Here is a 2,568-nt window from a genome sequence, read left to right as displayed (position 1 = left end):
GCCGTCGGCGGTGGCGACGGGCACGAACTGGCCGGAGACGTACGCCGCACGGCCGGAGAGCAGGAACGCCAGCGCGCCGGCCGCACCGGGGGCGGTGAGCGGCACACCCTCGCCCAGGACCAGGCCGTTGGCCGTGCCGCCGCGACGCATCTCGTGCGCGATGGAGCGGGTCAGGCCCGTCACGCCCTGGCGGGCGGCGCGCAGGGTCGGGTCCGTGGCGGCCTCGGGGTCCTCGAACACGGTCACCACGCGCGAGGAGGAGCCCAGCGAGCGCAGCGCGCCGCCGATCTCCAGCGCCACCGCGCCGAGGTCCGCGGGCGTGGCGACCCCGTCGAAGCACGCGACGATCGCCGCGTGGCGGGCGCCCTCCCGGGGGGCGTCGGCGACCTCGAGGCCCCACGAGGCCAAGAGGGTGCGGGCGTCCGCGGCTGCGGGGGTCGCGCCCAGGACGAGAACGGAGCCGGGCAGCACGGGGTCGCCGGGGGTGTGCCGGCGCAGCTCGACGGGCTGAGGCAGGCCCAGGGCGCCGGTGAGGCGGCGGCCCAGGGGCGAGGCGACGAAGGTGCCGTAACGGTCGGTCATGGTCGGTCCTCTCGGGTCGGGTCGGTCGGGGCTCAGCGGCCGCGGAGCAGGGCGACGATGCCCTGGCCGCCGGCGGCACAGACGGAGATGAGGCCGAGGGAGCCCTCCCCCTTCTCGTGCAGCATCTTGGCCAGCAGGGCGACGATGCGGCCGCCGGTCGCGGCGAAGGGGTGACCCGCCGCCAACGAGGAGCCGTGCACGTTGAGCCGGGCGCGGTCCACCGAGCCCAGCGCACCCGGCAGCCCGAGGCGCTCGCGGCAGTACTCCTCGTCCTCCCAGGCGGCGAGGGTGGACAGGACGGTGCCGGCGAACGCCTCGTGGATCTCCACGAAGTCGAGGTCGTCGAGGGTGAGCCCGTGCCGGGCCAGCAGGCGCGGGACGGCGTAGGCCGGGGCCATGAGCAGGCCCTCGTGCCCGTCGACGAAGTCCACGGCGGCGTTCTCCATGTCCACGAACTCGGCGAGCACGGGAAGCCCGCGCTCGGCGGCCCACTCCTCGGAGGAGAGCAGCACCGCGGAGGCGCCGTCGGTGAGCGGGGTGGAGTTGGCGGCCGTCATGGTCGCCTCGTCCCCCAGCTGGCGACCGAACGCGGGCTTCAGGCCGGCCAGCTTCTCCGGCGTGGAGTCGGGGCGGAGGTTGTTGTCGCGGGCCAGGCCGTGGAACGGGGTCACCAGATCGTCCATGTACCCGGCGGCGTACGCGGCGCCGAGGTTCCGGTGGGAGGCCGCGGCGAGCTCGTCCTGGGCCTGACGGGTGATGCCCCACTTGTGGGTGGTCAGGGCCTGGTGCTCGCCCATGGACATGCCGGTGCGCGGCTCGCCCGCACCGGCCGGCTCGGGCACGAGCTGCCCGGGGCGCAGCTGGGCGAGGGCGCGCAGGCGGTCCTTCATGGTCTTGGCGGTGTTCAGCTGCAGCAGCACGCGGCGCGCACCGTCGGAGAGCGAGACGGGTGCGTCCGAGATCGAGTCCACGCCGCCGCCGATGGCGGAGTCGAGCTGACCGAGCCGGATCTTGTTGGCCAGGGTGCCCAGGGCCTCCATGCCGGTGGCGCAGGCCACCTGGACGTCGGCGGCCGGGGTCGCGGCGGAGAGCGCGGAGCCCAGGACGGCCTCGCGGGTGAGGTTGAAGTTGCGCGGGTGCTTGAGGACGGCGCCGGCGGTGACCTGACCGAGGCGCTCGCCCTGGAGCCCGAACCGCGCGACGAGGCCGTCGAGCGTGGCCGTGAGCATCTCCTGGTTCCCGACCTCGGCATAGGCGGTGTTGGCACGGGCGAAGGGGATGCGGTTGCCGCCCAGGATGACGGCGGGGCGCAGCGCTCCACCGGCGACGGCGGGGCGGGAGGCGGTCTCGGACGCGGGGGTCTCGTGGTGGGTCATGACGGTCCTCTCGACGGCGGGCCCACCGCCGACGCGGCGGGGGCGTTGTCACCCCGGACGATACGGACGATACGGACGTCGGCGGGGTGGGTGACTGTGATCCACAGTACCTGATACGCTCGGTTTCGTGAATCCCGTCACGTCCACCGCCCGGGACGGTCGCAGCGTCCGCTGGGACCGGCACCGCGCCGAGCGCCGTCTGGAACTGGTCCGGGCCGCCCGGTCGGCCGTGCACGCCCTGGGCGCACACGCCTCGATGGAGGAGATCGCGTCCCACGCGGGCACCTCCAAGACCGTCTACTACCGCTATTTCGGCGACCGCGAGGGCCTGCGCCTGGCGGTGTCCGAGCGGGTCACCGCCCACATGGAGCGCCGCCTGCTCGAGGTCGCGGACGAACCGGTCTCCGAACCCGAGGCGCTGCGTCGCATGGTCGAGGTGTATCTCACGGTCGCGGCGACGTCGCCCGAGGTGTACGCGTTCGCCGTCGCCCCGTCCCCCGCCGCGGCCGAGGCCCCTGTGCTGGGCCCGTTCCTCGAGCGCGTCTACGCCATGCTCGAGTCGGGCCTGGCGCGCGGGATGGCCGCGCGGGGCCACGCCCCGGCGCCGGCG

The 2,568-nt window shown here is 75.0% G+C and carries 2 protein-coding genes and 1 pseudogene; 1 reads left to right on the top strand and 2 read right to left on the bottom strand.

Annotated elements, in window-relative coordinates:
* Both HMPREF3105_RS09740 and HMPREF3105_RS09735 read right to left on the bottom strand, forming a co-directional pair.
* Positions 1-582: pseudogene (locus HMPREF3105_RS09740) on the bottom strand (3-oxoacyl-ACP reductase); the annotation flags it as partial.
* Positions 583-614: 32 nt separating this feature from the next.
* A complete protein-coding gene (locus tag HMPREF3105_RS09735) occupies positions 615-1,958 on the bottom strand; it encodes an acetyl-CoA C-acetyltransferase (RefSeq protein WP_036315208.1) in 1,344 nt (447 codons plus the stop codon).
* Positions 1,959-2,085: 127 nt separating this feature from the next.
* Between HMPREF3105_RS09735 and HMPREF3105_RS09730 the strand changes: the two genes are divergently transcribed.
* On the top strand, positions 2,086-2,568 hold a 483-nt coding region (locus HMPREF3105_RS09730; RefSeq protein WP_070709437.1), incomplete at its 3' end, for a TetR/AcrR family transcriptional regulator.

Source organism: Micrococcus sp. HMSC31B01, from assembly GCF_001816085.1.
GTDB classification, from domain to species: Bacteria; Actinomycetota; Actinomycetes; order Actinomycetales; family Micrococcaceae; genus Micrococcus; species Micrococcus luteus.
The sequence above is the reverse complement of the archived record's forward strand: the minus strand, read 5'-3'. Positions and strand labels throughout refer to the sequence as shown.